The 19,605-nt window shown below is 61.1% G+C and carries 7 protein-coding genes; 4 read left to right on the top strand and 3 right to left on the bottom strand.

What is annotated here, in order from left to right; translation table 11 throughout:
- Together MEB48_RS20225 and MEB48_RS20220 are read right to left on the bottom strand one after the other, a co-directional pair.
- Positions 1–900 (bottom strand): SDR family oxidoreductase, encoded by a 900-nt coding sequence (locus tag MEB48_RS20225; protein ID WP_237885706.1) that lies wholly within the window; start codon positions 898–900, stop codon positions 1–3.
- 12 nt (positions 901–912) lie between these two features.
- The gene (locus tag MEB48_RS20220) at positions 913–2,715 is read right to left on the bottom strand and encodes an acyclic terpene utilization AtuA family protein (RefSeq protein ID WP_237885705.1); all 1,803 of its coding nucleotides are present in this window, start codon (positions 2,713–2,715) and stop codon (positions 913–915) included.
- A gap of 178 nt (positions 2,716–2,893) precedes the next feature.
- On the opposite strand from MEB48_RS20220, the gene MEB48_RS20215 reads away from it, so the two are divergent.
- The 3 genes from MEB48_RS20215 (at position 2,894) to MEB48_RS20205 (ending at position 5,520) form a co-directional block, all read left to right on the top strand.
- Positions 2,894–3,520 (top strand): TetR/AcrR family transcriptional regulator, encoded by a 627-nt coding sequence (locus MEB48_RS20215; RefSeq protein WP_237885704.1) that lies wholly within the window; start codon positions 2,894–2,896, stop codon positions 3,518–3,520.
- A 91-nt stretch (positions 3,521–3,611) separates the two neighbouring features.
- A complete protein-coding gene (locus MEB48_RS20210; protein WP_237885703.1) occupies positions 3,612–4,406 on the top strand; it encodes a substrate-binding periplasmic protein in 795 nt (264 codons plus the stop codon).
- Between the two features lie 100 nt (positions 4,407–4,506).
- Entirely contained in the window at positions 4,507–5,520 is a 1,014-nt protein-coding gene (locus MEB48_RS20205; RefSeq protein WP_237885702.1) for a GNAT family N-acetyltransferase, read from the top strand.
- 111 nt (positions 5,521–5,631) lie between these two features.
- Here the strand turns inward: MEB48_RS20205 and MEB48_RS20200 are convergent, their stop codons facing one another.
- Positions 5,632–6,180, bottom strand: coding sequence for an RNA polymerase factor sigma-70 (locus MEB48_RS20200; protein WP_237885701.1), 549 nt, complete (start codon positions 6,178–6,180; stop codon positions 5,632–5,634).
- A 290-nt stretch (positions 6,181–6,470) separates the two neighbouring features.
- On the opposite strand from MEB48_RS20200, the gene MEB48_RS20195 reads away from it, so the two are divergent.
- Positions 6,471–19,454: a non-ribosomal peptide synthetase gene (locus tag MEB48_RS20195; protein ID WP_237885700.1), complete on the top strand. Its 12,984-nt coding sequence runs from the start codon at positions 6,471–6,473 to the stop codon at positions 19,452–19,454.
- The last annotated feature ends 151 nt before the right edge of the window (positions 19,455–19,605 follow it).

Here is a 19,605-nt window from a genome sequence, read left to right as displayed (position 1 = left end):
TTATTCCTTGTCCTTGAGCTCGTCTGGCTTGAGCGCGTCGGGTTTGAGTACTTCGGGTAAATAGGCGCGGTGAAAGCCGTTGTACGAATGACTGTTCTGCGCCTTGTGCATCGGCCAGGCCCGCCCACCGAGGCTGGCGGCACCGTCGATGCGCAACGTGCTGCCGCTGACAAAAGCGGCTCCCGGGCTGAGCAGGAAAACAATCGCCGCGCTGACTTCCGATTCGGTGCCGATGCGCTTGAGCGGCACGTGTTCACACAGGGTCGGGATCACGGCCCGGAACGCACCTTCGTAGGTGTCCATGCCACTGGAGGCGACCCAGCCCGGCGCGACGGCGTTGACCCGCACGCCGGCATAGCCCCATTCGAACGCGGCGGTCTTGGTGAAGTTGTCCATGCCCGAGCGCGCTGCGCCCGAGTGGCCCATGCCGGGCATGCCGCCCCACATGTCGGCGAGCATGTTGACGATGGCGCCGCCGTGCTTGCTCATGGATTGATTGAACACTTCCCGGGCCATCAGAAAACCGCCCACCAGGTTGGTGCGCAGTATGGTTTCGAAACCTTTCTGATTGATCGACGCCAGCGGCGAGGGGTACTGCCCGCCGGCATTGTTGACCAGCCCATGAATCGGCCCATGTTTGCGGATCAATTCGCTGACCAGTTGCGTGACGGAGTCTTCATCGCGGATATCGCAGACCTGCCAACTGGCTTTACCGCCGTCTTCGGTGATTTCAGCGGCGACCTTTTTCAGTTTCTCGGCATTACGCCCCACCAGCAGCACCTGCGCGCCGAGAGCGGCGAGTTCGTGGGCGGTGCAACGACCGATACCGCTGCCGCCGCCGGTGACGATGATGTTTTGGCCAGCGAACAGGTCGGGTTTGTAAATCGAGTCATAAGCCATGGCGACGGTCCTCTAGTTGACCTGATCGGCGATACGCTGCGTCACCGGAATCTGGATCTCCAGCAGTTGTTGCGCGAATGCCTTGCCTTGCGGATCGATCCGCAGGCTGGCCACGCCACCGCCGCCGAGCGCGTTCTCCAGAAGAAAATTAAAGCTCTGAGTGCCGGGTAAATACCAGCGTTCGACACGCCCGTGGATCGGATCGAGGACATGACTCATCCAGTCGACCAGCACCTCGGGTGTCAGCGCTTCGGCGATCCACGGCAGGTAGTCGGGATGGCGGGCCATGACGCCGATATTGCTGTGATTGCCCTTGTCGCCGGAGCGCGCCACGGCGAGTTTGATCAGGGCCACGCTGGCGTCGGCGCGTTCTGTGGGTTGCGGCGGGTCGAACGGCAGGGGCAAGTCATCCGGGTTGAGTTCATCAAGGGCGGGCAGGGCGCACGGATGGCGCGCACCGGCGAGGTCGATTTCCAGGGTGCAGGCAGTTTTGTCGATCAGGAATGAAAACAGCCGGATCAGCGGGTACACAGTCGGCCGCCCGCCGACGATCCCGGTCAATCCCGGCGCCATGCCGGTGGCGGCCTGGGCGATTTCCCGGGAGAACAGAATCAAGGCCTGCTTGCCCGGATGGCGCACGGCGAGTTTGATGACCACTTCGCGGCTGTCCTGGCGCTGGCCGTGGGGGCCATAAGTGGCTTCGCTGCCCAGCAGTTCGATGTTCACTTCGCTGTAGGGCGCCCAGCCGCGCTGGCCGAACATTTCCGAGGTCTTGTTGATGATCGCCTGGCTGACCCGTCGGGCCTTGGCCACGGCATCGATCCCGGCGATCAGGCAACTGGCGGTGCAGCGGAAACCGTCCGGATACGTGGCGCTGACCTTGTATTGACCGGTCGGCGGCAAGCCTTTTGCGCCATGCACCTGCACCGCGTTTTTGCCTTGTTGCACGAGTTTGACCTGACTGAAATCGCACACCACATCAGGCAGCAAATAGGCCTGCGGGTCGCCTATTTCATAAAGCATCTGCTCGCCTACGGTCAGGGGCGTGACCAGACCGCCGGAACCGTCGGGTTTGCTGACAATAAACTGGCCGTCGGCGCCGACTTCGACGATCGGAAAACCGATGTGTTCGTAATCGGGCACGTCGTGCCAATCGGTGAAATTGCCGCCGGTGCACTGGGCGCCACATTCGATAAGGTGCCCGGCCAATGCGGCCTGGGCGAGTTTGTCGTAGTCGTGCCACGACCAGCCGAACTCATGCACCAGCGCGGCGCTGACCACGGCGCTGTCGACCACGCGCCCGGTAATCACAATGTCGGCGCCCAGACGCAGGGCTTCGACGATGCCCGGCGCGCCGAGGTAGGCGTTGGTCGACACGCACATCGGCGGCAGGGGCACTGCACTGAACATCTCATGGAGGCCAAGGCTGCTCAGGTACTTGAATTGTGGTTGCAAATCATCACCCGACAGCACGGCGATCTTCAACGTCACCCCGGCCTTGTCGCAGGCCGCTTGCAGGGCCGCGGCACACGCCTGCGGATTGACGCCGCCGGCATTGCTGATGACGCGGATCTTCTGTTCCGCGAGCTGGTTGAGGAGAGGGCTGAGGACTTCGATGAAGTCGCTGGCGTAGCCGGCCGCCGGATCTTTCATCCGCGCCCCGGCCATGATCGACATCGTGATTTCGGCCAGATAATCGAACACCAGATAGTCCAGCCGCCCACCTTCCACCAGTTGTTCGGCAGCGGTCGAGGTGTCGCCCCAGAAAGCGCTGGCGCAACCGATGCGGATTGTTTTGGGCGCAGCCAATTCCATAACCACCTCCGACTGAAGTGCTTCGAGACTACCAAGCAAGCGCTTGGTTTGTAAATGGCTGAAATATCTTCTGCCCAAGCGCTTGCTTGGTCGCCCCCGCCAGCTTAAATTGCCCGCGCAACCCCGCTGTTTTAGCGGGCAGCGGTGCAATTGATTGATCGACTGTAGGAGAGAACGGGTGGACGAGCAAAAAGCCCTGAGGGTGATGCGCGAATTGGTCGACAACGGCCAATTGACCGACCCGGACAGCGCCCGTGGCAAACTGCTGCAAGTGGCCGCTCACCTGTTTCGCAACAAAGGTTATGAACGCACCACCGTGCGTGATCTGGCCGGTGCGGTGGGCATTCAGTCAGGCAGCATTTTTCATCATTTCAAAAGCAAGGACGAGATCCTGCGGGCCGTGATGGAGGAGACCATTCGCTACAACACCGCATTGATGCGCGCAGCCCTCGCCGAGGCCGGCAGTGTGCGCGAGCGGGTTCTGGCGCTGATTCGCTGCGAATTGCAGTCGATCATGGGTGGCAGCGGCGAAGCCATGGCGGTGCTGGTGTATGAGTGGCGTTCGCTGTCAGCGGAAGGCCAGGCGCAGGTTCTGGCGCTGCGTGATATTTATGAAGACATCTGGTTGCAGGTACTGGGTGAAGCCAAGGACGCCGGTTTTATTCGTGGCGACGTGTTCATCACCCGCCGTTTCCTGACGGGCGCGTTGTCCTGGACCACCACCTGGTTTCGTGCCGATGGCAGCATGAGCCTCGATCAACTGGCCGATGAGGCGTTGATTCTGGTGCTTGAAGAACGGCAGTGAGCCGTCTATCTCGGCAAGAAACTGGCTAAGTCGGCGAAACCGCCTAGCTTGTATGCATTGATGAGTATTTTTTGGGGAGTGGGCTGTTTTGATGTCTTCGCCAATTCGAACGGCGTCGCGGCTTTTGCTGGCGGCGCTTGCAGTGTGCTGGGTGTTGCCGTCTCAGGCCGCGCAACTGGTGCGGGTCGGTGCCGCGCATTTTCCACCCTATACCGTGCGCCCGGAGTCCGGTGCCGACACCGGTCTGTTGCCGCAATTGGTGGAAGCACTGAATCGGTTGCAAACCGACTATCAATTTGTGCTGGTGCCCACCTCGATTCCTCGACGTTTCAACGATTTCAAGGAAGGCCGTGTCGACATGGCGATTTTCGAGAACCCGGATTGGGGCTGGAAGGACATCCCGCACACCCTCGTCGACATGGGCCTGGAAGATGCAGAAATCTTTGTCGCGCAGAAGAAACCCGATCGCGATGAGAGTTACTTCAAGGACCTGACGGGCAAGCGCCTGGCGCTGTACAGCGGCTATCACTACGAGTTTGCCAATTTCAATGCCGATCCCAAGTACCTGGCCGACGCCTACAAGGCCACGCTGACCTATTCCCATGACAGCAACTTGCTGATGGTGCTGCGCGCGCGCGCAGATATTGCCTTGGTGACACGTTCCTACCTGAGCGATTACCTGCTGCGTAACGAGAAAGTCGGCGAACAATTGCTGGTGTCGCAACGCATCGATCAGGTCTATCACCATTACGCGCTGATCCGCCCGCAGGCGCCAATAACTGGCGACGCATTTGGCAAGTTGCTGCAGGGGTTGAGAAATAACGGCCAGATGCTGAAGATTTTCGATCCATACAAGATTGCCGTAGTACCAGTGGGCAATCCCTGAATCGCGCCATGGGGTGGGGTCATTGGCGATCACGCTTAAATTTACTGCCCCGGCTCACGTCACATCGTTGAACTGTCGACGATTACCGTGAGCCCGACCCATGTCCAATCTGAATGAACTGACCACCCTGGCCTTGCCGTCAGGCAACTGTCTTGTAGCCGATGAAACCGCCAGCCGCCTGAGTCTCAGCCTGCAAGGGCAGCCGCTGATCGAACTGCGGCTTTCCCGCGAGCCCGCGTTGCATCTGCGGCTGGAGGAGCGTTTCGGCCGTCCTGACGGGCAGGCATTCTGGGCGGCCTGCTATTGGCTGTTTGCCCGTGACGCGGCTTGTCAGCGTCTGACCTGGCACCTCGATGATGTGCCTACCGAAGCCTTGCTCAGCGGGTTGCTGATTGCGACCGACGTCATCGGTCAGTATCACTGCGAACGCACACTGTTCTGGCAATTGCCCCAGCCTTGGCTGGGTGAGTCGCATACCGGCAGTTATCCGCAGCAAATGGTCATCAGTGGCGGCAAACGCCATCCATTGCGTGCGGTGAAACCCCGTGGTGAGGTGTATCGACGCTTCGATGCGCGACTCGGTGCATGGGTCTCTCTGCGCACGGTAGAAATCGAGCATGACCTGGCGCGTTTCAACCGCTGGCAGAACATCCCGCGGGTGGCGAGTTTCTGGCAGGAGGAGGGCAGTCTCGAGAAGCATCGGGACTACCTGAGCAAGCTCGAAGCCGACCCGCACACCCTGACGCTGATCGGTTGCTTCGATGATCAGCCATTTGCCTATTTCGAAGCCTATTGGGCCAAGGAAGATCGCATTGCGCCGTTCTATGACGCCGGCGATTACGACCGTGGCATTCACATGCTGGTGGGCGAAGAACATCACCGCGGCCCGCACAAGGTGGCGAGCTGGCTATCGGCGCTGGTGCATTACCTGTTTCTCGATGATCCACGCACTCAACGGGTAGTCGCCGAGCCTCGCGCCGACAACGCGAAGATGATCGGGCATCTGCACAATCAGTGTTTCCACTGCGAAAAAGAGTTCGACTTCCCGCACAAGCGCGCCGCGCTGATGATGCTGGGGCGTGAGCGGTTTTTTGATCGGTGTTCGTTGGTGTGAGGTGGATGGCTCAAGGGCTGTTGCGGTTTTTAGTCAGTCTTCGCGGGCAAGCCTCGCTCCTACAGGGGAAATGCGATTTCCCTGTAGGAGCGAGGCTTGCCCGCGAAGCTTTTAACGGCGCGCAAAGGTATCCGCACGATTGCCCGACACCTTGCGGCAATGCACCAGCGCATCACGAATCATGAAGTTCACCAAGGTTGGCGAGACGCCGAGTTCCTTGGCGATGTCTTTTTGCGGCACGCCGTGCAGGCGGTACATCTCGAAAGCATAACGGGTGCGGCTGGGCAGTTCCGTCAGCGCATCGGCAATGTTTTCCAGGGTCGATAAATTCATGTGCGAGGTTTCCGGCGAAGCGCCCTGAATCACTACGTTCAGACCTTCCTCTTCCGGGCCCGAGTACTTCTGCTCCAGCGCTTGTTTGCGGTAATGATCGATCGCCAGGTTGCGCACGATCTGGAACAGGTAACTGAGCTGCGCCTTGATTGACGAGGTGATCTGCGGCGCCGATTGCAGACGGAAGAACGCATCCTGCACCACGTCTTCGGCACGGGATCGGCAGCCGGTGATGCGGGCGGCAATCTTGACCAGAATCAGTCGGTTGTCGACGAAGGCCTGAAGTAGCGGTGAATCGCACCTGCCTGTGGATACTTGTTCCGTCATTGGAAATCACCTTGCTGCAAATAGGGTCGAGGACGACAGGGGAATGGATGTCGTCCTGCTCATCGAGGGCCAAATTATTCTTAATGATAATTATTGTCAATTGAGAAATAGAATTATTAGCCAACAAAAAAGCAAGCCGAGAACAGCGACACATTGACGTGCCTGCTGGCCGGCAAGCGCCGCTGGCACTTGAGCCAGGCGACTAACTATTTCAAAACCTCATCCGTTCTCTTGGGTGAAGACTGTGGGCGCAAGCCCCGGCCCAAACAGCATTCCAGGCAGGAAACCTCATGACCGACGCGTTCGAACTCCCCAGCACACTGGTCCAAGCCCTTCAGCGCCGCGCGGTGCTGACGCCGGACCGGGTGGCCTTGCGTTTTCTCGCCGAAACCCAGGATCAGGCTGTGGTGCTCAGTTATCGCGAGCTGGATCGGCGGGCGCGAACCATTGCCGGCGCGTTGCAGGCCGAGACTTCGTTCGGCGATCGCGCGGTGCTGCTGTTTCCCAGCGGCCCGGATTACGTTGCGGCGTTTTTTGGCTGCCTGTACGCAGGCGTCATCGCGGTGCCGGCCTATCCGCCCGAATCGACCCGTCGTCATCATCAGGAACGTCTGCTGTCGATCATTAGCGATGCCGAACCGCGCGTGCTGTTGACCAGTGCTGATCTGCGCGACGCGTTGCTGCAAATCAACGAGGCGCCACCGCTTCTGTGTGTCGACACCCTTGACAGCGCCCTGGCCGAACGCTGGGTCGCGCCGGACTTGCACGGCGAGCACATCGCCTTCCTGCAATACACCTCGGGCTCCACCGCGTTGCCTAAAGGCGTGCAAGTCAGTCACGGCAACCTGGTGGCCAACGAACTATTGATTCGTCATGGCTTTGGCATCGATCTGAACCCCGACGACGTGATCGTCAGCTGGCTGCCGCTGTACCACGACATGGGCCTGATCGGCGGCCTGTTGCAGCCAATTTTCAGCGGTGTGCCGTGTGTGTTGATGTCGCCGGCGTACTTTCTCGGCCGGCCATTGCGCTGGCTGGAAGCGATCAGCGAATACGGCGGCACCATCAGTGGCGGGCCAGATTTCGCCTATCGACTGTGCAGCGAGCGGGTCAGCGAATCGGCGCTGGAGCGCCTCGACCTGAGTGGCTGGCGCGTGGCGTATTCCGGTTCCGAACCGATTCGCCTCGACACCCTGGAACGCTTCGCCGAGAAATTTGCGACCTGTGGTTTTACGCCGGACAGCTTCATGGCTTCCTACGGCTTGGCGGAAGCCACGTTGTTCGTTGCCGGCAGCCCTCGCGGTCAGGGGATTGGAAACCTGCGGGTGGATGATCAAGCCCTGGCGCAGAACCGAGCCGAGCCGGGCGATGGCAGTCCGATCATGAGTTGCGGCATCAGCCAGCGGGATCACGCGGTGCTGATTGTCGATGCCGTATCGCTCGAAGAACTCGCCGACAACGCGGTCGGCGAAGTCTGGGCCGCCGGGCCGAGCATCGCCCATGGCTACTGGCGAAAACCCGAAGCCACGGCCAAGACGTTCGTCCAGCACGCCGGCCGCACCTGGCTGCGCACCGGCGATCTCGGTTTTTTGCGTGACGGGGAATTGTTCATCACCGGGCGTCTGAAAGACATGCTGATCGTGCGCGGTCACAACCTTTATCCGCAGGACATCGAGCAGACCATCGAGCGTGAAGTGGAGGTGGTGCGCAAAGGTCGCGTGGCTGCATTCTCGGTCAACATCGAGGGGCAGGAGGGCATCGGCATCGCCGCGGAAATCAGCCGTAGCGTGCAGAAAATCCTGCCGCCCGAAGCGCTGATCAAAGCCATCCGTCAAGCGGTGGCCGAGGCGTATCAGGAAGCACCGAGTGTGGTGGTATTGCTCAATCCGGGAGCGCTGCCGAAGACGTCCAGCGGCAAGTTGCAACGCTCGGCGTGCCGCAATCGCCTGGCCGATGGCAGCCTCGACAATTATGCGTTATTCCCCTCGGCAGACATCGCAAGCACGTCTGAAACCAACACCGGCGCAGAGTTGCAAATCCTGATCGGCCAGATCTGGTGTGAGCAATTGCAGGTCAAGCAGGTCAACGCCGATGACCATTTCTTCCTGCTCGGCGGCAACTCCATCGCCGCCACTCAAGTGGTCGCACGCCTGCGTGAAAAGCTGGGGCTGGAGCTGAATCTGCGCCTGTTGTTCGAAGCGCCGACCCTCGGCGCATTCGCCGACTCGATCGCCCGGCAACAACAGGACGGTGGCTTGGCCCAAGGCACGATCATGCCCTTGTCGCGTAGCGACGCCATGCCGCAATCCCTGGCGCAAAACCGTTTGTGGATCACCTGGCAACTCGATCCGCAAAGCAGCGCCTACAACATTCCCGGTGCCTTGCACCTGCGCGGCGAATTGGACGAAGACGCCTTGCGCGCCAGTTTCCAGCAACTGATCGAACGTCATGAATCCCTGCGCACACGGTTTTTCGAGCGTGACGGCGTAGCCCTGCAACAGGTCATTGCCGCCGGCGAATTCAACCTGCAAGTGATCGACATCAGCGACCTGCCAGCCGCCGAGCGTGAAGCCCGCGCGCAGCAGATCCGTGAGGACGAAGCCCGCAGCCAGTTCGATCTGGAAAAAGGCCCGCTGCTGTGGGTGACGCTGGTGCGTCTTGACGATGAAGACCATCAACTGCTGGTGACGATGCACCACATCATCGCCGACGGTTGGTCGATGAACGTGTTGATCGACGAGTTCTCGCGCCTGTATGCGGCGGCCTCCCAAGGCCAGACCACCAGCCTTCCAGCCTTGCCGACGCAATACGCCGACTACGGCAGTTGGCAGCGCCAGTGGTTGGCGCAAGGGGAGGACGAGCGTCAACTCGCTTACTGGAAAGAGCAGTTGGGCGTTGATCATCCGACCCTGAGCCTGGCCACCGATCATCCGCGTTCGGCGCAACACACCCACAGCGCCGCCCGTCACACGCTGCGTTTGGATGCGCGCCTGAGCGATGCCATTCGCCAGACCGCCCAGGCCCATGAGGCAACGCCGTTCATGCTGTTGCTCGCGGCATTCCAGAGCCTGCTACATCGCTACAGCGGCCAACGTGACATCCGCATCGGCGTGCCGAATGCCAATCGTCCGCGCCTGGAAACCCAAGGGCTGATCGGCTTCTTCATCAACACTCAGGTACTGCGCGCCGAGGTGGATTCGCGACTGCCGTTCGTTGAGTTGCTGGCGCAAACCCGTCAAGCCGCGTTGGGCGCGCAAGCGCATCAGGATCTGCCATTCGAACAACTGCTCGAAGCCTTCCCGCAGGCCCGCGAACAAGGCCTGTTCCAGGTCATGTTCAACCATCAGCAACGTGATCTCAGTACATTGCGCCGCTTGCCGGGACTGCTCGCCGAAGAGCTGCCGTGGCACAGTCGCGAAGCCAAGTTCGACCTGCAATTGCACAGCGAGGAAGATCGCAACGGGCGTTTGAGCTTGTCGTTCGACTACGCCAGCGAGTTGTTTGACGTGGCGACTATCGAGCGACTGGCCGAGCATTTCGCCAACCTGCTGCGAGCCATTTGTGAGCAACCGAAAACCGCCATCGGCGACCTGCAACTGCTGACCCCGAGTGAGCACGATCAGCAATCCACCTGGAGCGCCGCGCCGTGTACACCAGCCAATCAATGGCTGCCTGAGTTGCTCAACGAACAAGCGCGCCAGATCCCGGAGCGCACCGCGCTGCTGTGGGACGGCGGCAGCCTGGATTTTGCCGAACTGCACACCCGGGCCAACCGCCTGGCGCATTACCTGCGCGACAAAGGCGTCGGCCCGGACGTGTGCGTGGCCATCGCCGCTGAGCGTTCGCCGCAGTTGTTGATCGGTTTGCTGGCGATCATCAAGGCTGGCGGCGCTTATGTGCCGCTGGACCCGGATTACCCGGCCGAGCGTCTGGCCTACATGCTCAGTGACAGTGGCGTCGAACTGCTGCTGACCCAAACCGAACTGCTCGACCGCCTGCCGGCCACCGACGGCGTCAGCGTGATTGCCATGGACGCCCTGCATCTGGAGAGCTGGCCAAGCCATACGCCGGGTCTGCACCTGCACGGCGACAATCTGGCCTACGTGATTTACACCTCCGGTTCCACCGGTCAGCCGAAGGGCGTTGGCAATACTCATGCGGCGCTCGCTGAACGGCTGCAATGGATGCAAGCCACTTACCGTCTGGACCAAACCGACGTGCTGATGCAAAAAGCGCCGATCAGTTTCGACGTGTCGGTGTGGGAATGCTTCTGGCCGTTGATTACCGGTTGCCGCCTGTTGATCGCCGGCCCCGGTGAACACCGCGATCCGCATCGCATCGCGCAATTGGTTCAGCAGTACGGCGTGACCACGTTGCACTTCGTTCCGCCATTGCTGGCGTTGTTCATCGACGAACCGCTGAGCGCCGAATGCACCAGCCTGCGTCGAGTGTTCTGCGGCGGTGAAGCCTTGCCCGCCGAACTGCGTAACCGGGTATTGGAAAACTTGCCGGCGGTGCAACTGCACAACCGCTATGGCCCGACCGAAACCGCGATCAACGTCACCCACTGGCAGTGCACAACCGCCGACGGCGAGCGCTCGCCGATTGGCCGGCCATTGGGCAACGTGCTGTGCCGCGTGCTCGACAGCGACCTCAATCCGGTACCGACCGGTGTGCCGGGTGAACTGTGCATCAGCGGTATCGGTCTGGCCCGAGGCTATCTGGGTCGTCCAGGCCTGACCGCCGAACGCTTCGTGGTCGATCCGCTGGGCGAGCTGGGGGCTCGTTTGTACCGCACCGGCGACCGTGCCCGCTGGACCGCCGACGGCGTGATCGAATACCTCGGTCGTCTCGATCAGCAAGTCAAACTGCGCGGTTTTCGTGTCGAGCCGGAAGAAATCGAAGCGCGTCTGTTGGCGCAGTCTGGCGTCGCCCAAGCGGTGGTGTTGGTGCGCGAAACGGCGGCGGGTGGGCAGTTGATCGGTTACTACACCGCCACTGAAATCAGCGAAACCATCGATGCTCAAACCACGCGCCTGAAAACCGCGCTGGCCGCTGAGCTGCCGGAATACATGGTCCCGGCACAACTCATGCGTCTGGACGAAATGCCCCTGAGCCCGAGCGGTAAACTCGATCGCCGCGCCTTGCCGGAACCACAGTGGCAAGTCCGTGAACACGTCGAACCGGTCACTGCCCTTGAGCAACAAATCGCCGGCATCTGGCGTGAAGTGCTCGGCCAAACACAGATCGGCCTGCGCGACGACTTCTTCGCCCTCGGCGGCCACTCGCTACTGGCCACGCAAATCATTTCCCGCACCCGCCAGGCCTGCGACGTCGAATTGCCGTTGCGGGCGCTGTTCGAGGCCAGTGAACTGGGCGCTTTTGCCGAGCAGGTTCGCTTGATCCAGGCCAGCGGCAAAACCAACAAACAGCCACCGATCGAGAAGGTCGATCGCAGCCAACCGGTGCCGCTGTCCTATTCCCAGCAACGCATGTGGTTCCTCTGGCAGATGGAACCGGACAGCCCGGCCTACAACGTTGGCGGCATGGCGCGGTTGCGTGGCGTGCTGGATGTCGGGCGTTTCGAAGCAGCGCTGCAAGCGCTGATCATGCGTCACGAAACCCTGCGCACGACATTCCCGAGCATCAACGGCGTGGCCCGGCAACAGGTTCATCCGGACATCCGCCTGCGCATGGACTGGAAGGACTTCACCACGCTGGACGCCGATGGCCGCGAATGGCAGGTCCAGCAACTGGCCGATGACGAAGCCCATAAGCCTTTTGATCTGGAAACCGGACCGCTGCTGCGCGCCTGCCTGGTCAAGACCGCCGAGCAGGAGCATTACTTCGTCCTGACCCTGCATCACATCGTCACCGAAGGTTGGGCGATGGACATCTTTGCCCGGGAATTGAGCGCGCTCTACGAAGCGTTCGTCGATGACCGCGATTCGCCGCTGCAACCGCTGCCGGTGCAGTACCTGGATTACAGCGTGTGGCAGCGTCAGTGGCTGGAATCCGGCGAACGTCAGCGCCAGCTCGATTACTGGACCGCACAACTGGGCCGCGAACACCCGCTGCTGGAATTACCGGCCGATCGTCCGCGTCCGCCGGTGCAAAGCCATCAGGGCGAATTGTTCCGCTTCGACCTCAGCGATGACCTCGCGGCACGGGTTCGTGCCTTCAACGCACACAACGGTCTGACTCTGTTCATGACCATGACCGCTGCGCTGGCGGTGCTGCTTTACCGCTACAGCGGGCAGACCGATCTGCGCATTGGCGCGCCGGTGGCCAACCGCATTCGCCCGGAAAGCGAAGGGCTGATCGGCGCGTTCCTCAACACCCAGGTGCTGCGTTGCCAGCTCGACGGGCAGATGTCGGTCGGCGAGTTGTTCGAGCAGGTTCGCCATACCGTGATCGAAGGCCAGTCCCATCAGGACCTGCCATTCGATCATCTGGTGGAAGCCTTGCAACCACCGCGTAGCGCGGCGTACAACCCGCTGTTCCAGGTGATGTGCAATGTGCAGCGCTGGGAATTCCAGCAGAGCCGAACCCTGGCCGGAATGACCGTCGAGTACCTGGTCAACGATGCGCGAGCGACCAAGTTCGACCTCAACCTGGAAGTCACCGACCTCGACCATCGCCTGGGTTGCTGCCTGACTTACAGCACCGATTTGTTCGATGAGCCGCGCATTGCGCGCATGGCCGGGCACTGGCGCAATGTGCTGGAAGCGTTGCTGAGCGATCCGCAACGGCGCTTGAATGAACTGCCATTGCTGGGGGCCAGCGAACAGCAAAACCTGCTCGACAGCCTCGGCATCGAGCCGGGCGAACATCGTCTGGATCAATGCATCCATCACCTGTTCAGCGAGCAAGCCCTGATGCGCAAGGACGCGCCGGCCCTGACGTTCGCCGGGCAAACCTTGAGCTACGCCGAGCTCGACAGCCGCGCCAATCGTCTGGCCTGGATGCTGCGTGAGCGTGGAGTCGGGCCGCAGGTGCGGGTCGGTCTGGCGTTGGAGCGTTCGCTGGAGATGGTCGTCGGCCTGCTGGCGATCCTCAAGGCTGGCGGCGCCTATGTGCCGCTGGACCCGGAATATCCGCTGGATCGCCTGCACTACATGATTGAAGACAGCGGCATCGGTTTGCTGCTAAGTGATGCGCCGATGTTCGCGGCGCTCGGTGAATTGCCGATCAGCGTCGGTCGCTGGTGCCTGGAAGACGACGCCGTTGCACTGGCCAACTACCCGGCCAGCGAACTGCCGTTTATCAGCCTGCCGCAGCATCAGGCGTATCTGATTTACACCTCGGGCTCCACCGGCAAACCGAAAGGCGTGGTGGTGTCCCACGGTGAGATCGCCATGCATTGCCGCGCGGTGATCGAACGCTTCGGTATGCGCCCGGACGACTGCGAATTGCACTTCTATTCGATCAACTTCGATGCCGCGACCGAGCGTCTGCTGGTGCCGCTGTTGAGCGGTGCTCAGGTTGTGCTGCGTGCGCAAGGCCAGTGGGATGCGCAAGAAATCTGCGGGCTGATTCGCCGTCATAACATCAACATTCTTGGTTTCACCCCAAGCTACGGCAGCCAGTTGGCGCAATGGCTGGCAACCCAGGACGAAACCCTGCCAGTGCGCATGTGCATCACCGGTGGCGAGGCGCTGACCGGCGAACACTTGCAGCGGATTCGCACGGCGTTCAAGCCGAGCCTGTTTTTCAACGCTTATGGCCCGACCGAAACCGTGGTCATGCCGCTTGCCAGCCTGGCGCCCGAGCAACTGGAGGAGGGGCTGGGCAGCGTGCCCATTGGCAGCGTGATCGGCGCTCGCGTCGCCTACATCCTCGACGCCGATCTGGCGTTGGTGCCGCAAGGCGCGACGGGCGAGTTGTATGTCGGTGGTGCCGGTCTGGCGCAGGGGTATCACCAGCGTCCGGGCATGACCGCCGAGCGGTTTGTCGCCGATCCTTTTGCAGTGAACGGCGGACGTTTGTACCGCACCGGTGACCTTGTCCGTCAGCGCGCTGATGGTCTGGTCGAATACCTCGGCCGGATCGACCATCAAGTGAAGATCCGTGGTTTCCGCATCGAACTGGGCGAGATCGAAACCCGTCTCCTGGAGCATGAATCGATCCGTGAAGCGGTCGTTCTGGCACTCGATGCACCGAGCGGCAAACAACTGGTTGGCTATCTGGTCACAGACGTGGCCGAGCAGGACGAAGCGCAACAAACTGCATTGCGCGAAGCGTTGAAGGCGCACCTCAAATCGCAGTTGCCGGATTACATGGTGCCGATGCACTTGATCCTGCTGGCCAGCATGCCGCTGACCGCCAACGGCAAGCTCGACCGTCGCGCGTTGCCGGCCCCGGACCCGGAGTTGAATCGTCAGCAGTACGTGGCGCCGAGCAACGAACTTGAGCTGACGCTGGCTGGCATCTGGTGTGAAGTGCTGAACGTCCAGCAGGTGGGTCTCAACGACAACTTCTTCGAACTGGGCGGCGATTCGATTCTATCGATCCAGGTGGTCAGTCGTGCGCGGCAGCAGGGCATCCACTTCAGCCCGCGTGACCTGTTTCAGCACCAGACTGTGCGGACGCTGGCCGCCGTCGCGACCCGCACCGAGCAGGTCACGGCTGAGCAAGGTTTGCTGACGGGCGAATCGCGTTTGACGCCGATTCAACACTGGTTTTTCGACACTGAAATCCCGCAGCGTCAACACTGGAACCAGGCGTTGCTGCTGGAGCCGACCGTGACGCTGGAGCCGAATCGTCTGGAGCAAGCGCTGCTGGCGGTGATCGAACAGCACGACGCCTTGCGTTTGCGTTTCACCAAAGTCGCCAGTCAATGGCAAGCCGAGCACCAAGCGGATTCTGATACCGCAGTGCTGTGGCAGGTACACGTGCCGGCCATGGACAGATGCACGGCGTTGTTTGCCGATGCCCAACGCAGCCTCGACCTTGAGCAAGGGCCGCTGATACGGGCGCTGCTGGTGGATGATTCTGCGGGGCAACAACGGCTGTTCATCGCCATTCATCACTTGGTGGTGGACGGGGTGTCGTGGCGGGTGCTGCTGGACGATCTGCAAACGGTTTATCGTCAACTCGAGTCCCGACAGTCAGTAAAACTGCCGGCGAAAACCAGCGGCTTCAAGGACTGGGCCGCACGGTTGCAGGCTTACGCCGGCAGCGAATCCCTGCGGGAAGAATTGAGCTGGTGGCAGACGCAACTGGCAGGCCCCAGCGCTGAATTGCCGTGTGATCGTCCGCAGGGTGGTCAGCAAAATCGTCACGCGCAAACCGTCAGCGTGCGCCTCGACAGCGAGCGTACTCGTCAACTGTTGCAACAGGCGCCGACGGCCTATCGCACCCAGGTCAACGATTTGCTGCTGACTGCATTGGCCCGTGTGATGTGCCGCTGGAGCGGTCACGAATCGGCGTTGATTCAACTCGAAGGCCACGGTCGCGAAACCCTGTTCGATGAGATCGACCTGACTCGCACCGTCGGCTGGTTCACCAGCGCTTATCCGCTGCGCCTCACACCTGTGAATGAACAGGGTGCGTCGATCAAAGCGATCAAGGAGCAACTGCGCGCGGTGCCTCACAAAGGTTTGGGTTATGGCGTGCTGCGTTACCTGGCCGACGGTGTGTGCCGTCAGACCATGGCCGCGCTGCCGGTGGCGCCGATCACCTTCAACTACCTGGGGCAGTTCGATCAGAGCTTCGGCAGCGATGCGCTGTTCCGTCCGCTCGATGAACCGGTGGGCGCGGCCCACGATCCACACGCGCCGCTGCCTAACGAGCTGAGCGTTGACAGTCAAGTCTACGGCGGTGAGTTGGTATTGCGCTGGACCTTCAGCGCCGAACGTCACGATCTGCAAACCATCACCGAACTGGCGGACGCGTACCTGGGTGAATTGCAAAGCCTGATCCAGCATTGCCTGAGCGATAACGCGGGTGGCCTGACGCCATCGGATTTCCCATTGGCCAAATTGACGCAGCCGCAACTCGACGCATTGCCAGTGCCGGCGGCGATGATCGAAGACGTCTACCCGCTGACCCCGATGCAGGAAGGCATGCTGCTGCACACCTTGCTCGAACCGGGCACCGGCCTCTATTACATGCAGGACCGCTACCGCATCAACAGCGAACTCGACCCGCAACGTTTCGCCCAAGCCTGGCAAGCGGTGATCGCCCGTCACGAAGCCTTGCGCGCGTCGTTCTGCTGGAACGTCGGCGAAGACATGCTGCAAGTGATCCACAAACCGGGCAGCACGCCGATCGAGTATCTGGACTGGAGCGCGGTGGCCGAAACCGAGCAAGAGCCGAAGTTGCAGGCGCTGCTGAAAAGCGAGCGTGAGGCCGGGTTCGATTTGCTCAATCAGGCACCGTTCCACCTGCGCTTGATCCGTGTGGGCGCGGCGCGTTACTGGTTCATGATGAGCAACCACCACATCCTCATCGATGCCTGGTGCCGCTCGCTACTGATGAACGATTTCTTCGAAATCTACACCGCCCTTGGCGAAGGGCGGGAAGCGCAGTTGGCCATGCCGCCGCGTTATCGCGATTACATCGGCTGGCTGCAACGCCAGCGCCTGGCCGAAGCGCGGCAGTGGTGGCGGCAGAACCTGCAAGGTTTCGAGCGCACCACGCCGATTCCGAGTGACCGGCCATTCCTGCGTGAACATGCCGGCGACAGCGGCGGCATGATCGTCGGCGACCGCTATACCCGACTCGATGCCCGCGATGGTGCGCAATTGCGCGAACTGGCTCAGGCGCATCAGCTGACCATCAACACCTTCGCCCAAGCGGCGTGGGCGCTGGTGCTGCGTCGCCTGAGCGGCGATCGCGACGTGCTGTTCGGGGTCACGGTGGCCGGGCGCCCGGTGGACATGCCGCAGATGCAGCGCACGGTCGGGCTGTTCATCAACAGCATCGCCCTGCGGGTGAAAATGCCCGAAGACGATCAGCGTTGCAGCGTTCGTCAGTGGCTCAGCGGTTTGCTCGACAGCAACATGCAACTGCGCGAGTACGAATACCTGCCGCTGGTGAGCATTCAGGAAAACAGCGAGTTGCCTAAAGGCCAGCCGCTGTTCGACAGCCTGTTCGTGTTCGAAAACGCCCCGGTGGAAGTCTCGGTGCTGGACCGTGCGCAAAGCCTCAACGCGACGTCGGATTCAGGCCGCACCCACACCAACTTCCCGTTGACGGCGGTGTGTTATCCGGGCGATGACCTTGGCTTGCACCTGTCCTATGACCAGCGCTATTTCGACGAATCCACGGTCGAGCGCATGCTCGGTGAATTCAAGCGGCTGCTGCTGGCGCTGGTCGAAGGCTTCCATGGCGACATGGCCGACCTGCCGCTGTTGGGCACTGAGGAACAGGACTTCCTGATCCATGGCTGCAACCAGAGCGAACACGACTACCCGCTGGAGCAGAGCTACGTCTCATTGTTCGAAGCACAGGTTGCCGCGCATCCGCAGCGAGTCGCCGCCTGTTGCCTGGATCAGCAACACAGCTACGTTGAGCTGAACCAGCGCAGCAACCGTCTCGGCCATGCGCTGATTGCGGCCGGCGTCGGCCTGGATCAACCGGTGGCGCTGCTCGCCGAACGTAACCTCGATCTGCTTGGCATGATCATTGGCAGCTTCAAGGCCGGTGCCGGTTACCTGCCGCTGGACCCGGGCCTGCCGAGTCAGCGTCTGAGCCGGATCATCGACCTGAGCCGCACGCCATTGCTGGTTTGTACTCAGGCATGTCGTGAACAAGCCGTCGCGCTGCTGGAAGAGTTTGGTTGTGCCAACCGACCTCGATTGCTGGTCTGGGAAGACGTGCAGGCTAGCGATGTTTCGATTGCCAATCCGGGGATTTACAGCGGCCCGGATAACCTCGCCTACGTGATTTACACCTCGGGTTCCACCGGATTGCCGAAGGGCGTGATGGTCGAGCAGCGCGGCATGCTCAATAACCAGTTGAGCAAGGTGCCGTACCTGAAACTGAGCGATGCCGATGTGATCGCCCAGACCGCTTCGCAAAGCTTCGATATTTCCGTCTGGCAGTTCCTCGCCGCGCCGTTGTTCGGTGCTCGGGTGGACATCGTGCCGAACAGCATTGCCCACGATCCGCAACGCTTGTTGGCTCACGTTCAGAGCCATGGCATCACCGTGCTCGAAAGTGTGCCGTCGCTGATTCAGGGCATGCTCGCCCAGGAGCGCATGAGTCTCGATGGCCTGCGCTGGATGCTGCCGACCGGTGAAGCAATGCCGCCGGAACTGGCCCATCAATGGTTGCTGCGTTACCCGGAGATTGGTTTGGTGAACGCCTATGGCCCGGCGGAATGCTCGGACGATGTGGCGTTCTTCCGCGTCGACCTGGCTTCGACGCGCGGCAGTTATCTGCCGATTGGTACGCCGACGGACAACAACCGTTTGTACCTGCTCGATGGCGCGCTGGAACTGGTGCCGTTGGGTGCGGTGGGTGAGTTGTGTGTGGCTGGCACCGGCGTGGGTCGTGGCTATGTGAGCGATCCGTTGCGTACCGCTCAGGTGTTTGTGCCGAACCCGTTTGGCGTACCGGGTGATCGCCTGTATCGCACCGGCGACCTGGCCCGACGTCGCAGTGACGGCGTGCTGGAATACGTCGGGCGCATCGATCACCAAGTGAAGATTCGCGGCTACCGCATCGAACTGGGTGAAATCGAGGCGCGACTGCGTGAGCAGCCGGAAGTCCGCGATGCGGCGGTCGGTGTGCAGGAGGGCGTCAACGGCAAGCATTTGGTCGGCTATCTGGTTGCAGCGGATTCAGCGCTGAGTCCGAACGAACGACTGGAGCGTATCAAGCAACGTCTGCGCGCCGAATTGCCGGAATACATGGTGCCGCTGCACTGGTTGTGGCTCGACAAGCTGCCGCTCAACGCCAATGGAAAACTTGATCGCAAGGCCTTGCCGGTGCTGGAAATCGGCCAGTTGCAAAGCCAGGACTATCAGGCGCCATGCAATGAGCTGGAACAGACCCTGGCGGATATTTGGGCTGAGGTGTTGAAGGTCGAGAAGGTCGGCGTGCGTGACAACTTCTTCGAACTCGGCGGGCATTCGCTGTTGGCCACACAGATCGCCTCGCGGGTGCAAAAAGCCCTGCAACGCAACGTACCGCTGCGGGCGATGTTCGAGTGCAGCACGGTGGCGGAGTTGGCCGGGTACATTGATGGGTTGGCGGCGAGCGACATGACTGAGGAGAAGGTGGATCGGTTGAATGATTTGATGGCGGAGTTGGAGGGGCTGTAGTTTTTTAGCGTCGGTGAGGGCCTCTTCGCGGGCAAGCCTGTTGTGGTCCAGTTTTTTTGGACCGCTCTGTAGGAGTATTAGGCCGCCCGCTCTTCAAAAAGGGCTGGCGGCAGGTTATTCGAGGCTGTGTGGCAACGGCGATGGTTGTAAT

This window comes from Pseudomonas sp. PGPR40 (genome assembly GCF_022014505.1).
Lineage (GTDB): Bacteria > Pseudomonadota > Gammaproteobacteria > Pseudomonadales > Pseudomonadaceae > Aquipseudomonas.
Note: the sequence above shows the minus strand (reverse complement) of the source record. Positions and strands in the feature narration are given on the sequence as shown.

Coding starts and splice junctions, on each gene's coding strand:
- MEB48_RS20210 (WP_237885703.1), top strand. CDS start 3,612: ATGTCTTCGCCAATTCGAACGGCGTCGCGGCTTTTGCTGGCGGCGCTT.
- MEB48_RS20195 (WP_237885700.1), top strand. CDS start 6,471: ATGACCGACGCGTTCGAACTCCCCAGCACACTGGTCCAAGCCCTTCAG.
- MEB48_RS20225 (WP_237885706.1), bottom strand. CDS start 900: ATGGCTTATGACTCGATTTACAAACCCGACCTGTTCGCTGGCCAAAAC.
- MEB48_RS20205 (WP_237885702.1), top strand. CDS start 4,507: ATGTCCAATCTGAATGAACTGACCACCCTGGCCTTGCCGTCAGGCAAC.
- MEB48_RS20200 (WP_237885701.1), bottom strand. CDS start 6,180: ATGACGGAACAAGTATCCACAGGCAGGTGCGATTCACCGCTACTTCAG.
- MEB48_RS20220 (WP_237885705.1), bottom strand. CDS start 2,715: ATGGAATTGGCTGCGCCCAAAACAATCCGCATCGGTTGCGCCAGCGCT.